Origin of the sequence: Sphingomonas sp. CFBP 8760, from assembly GCF_014841615.1 — a bacterium.
Lineage (GTDB): Bacteria > Pseudomonadota > Alphaproteobacteria > Sphingomonadales > Sphingomonadaceae > Sphingomonas.
This window is the reverse complement of the sequence record NZ_JACYUG010000071.1, coordinates 1-310: the sequence shown is the minus strand read 5'-3', so window position 1 is coordinate 310 and position 310 is coordinate 1. Positions and strand designations below refer to the sequence as shown.

Genomic DNA, 310 nt, shown 5'->3' with positions numbered 1-310 from the left:
GAACGTATCGGCGAGCATGTGGATCTTGGTCGTCAGTCCGCCTCGGGAACGCCCCAGCGCCTGATCCGTGGCCCCTGCTTCGACAGGCTCAGCACAGGCTCTTTTCCGGTCGCTGCCTGCTGGTGGGCGCGAACGATGGTGCTGTCGATCATCAGATACTGGTTGTCCCGGTCGGCCGTCAGCGCCTCGAACACCCGTTCCCAGACGCCGGCATGGCACCAGCGGCTGAAGCGCCGATGCACCGTCTTCCACTTGCCGTAACGCTCAGGCAGGTCACACCAGTGTGCGCCAGAGCGCAGCACCCACAGAC

The 310-nt window shown here is 64.8% G+C and carries 1 pseudogene; it reads right to left on the bottom strand.

Features of this window, described 5'->3' with window-relative positions:
- Positions 1–310 (bottom strand): annotated as a pseudogene (locus tag IFT82_RS20395) (IS5 family transposase); the annotation flags it as partial.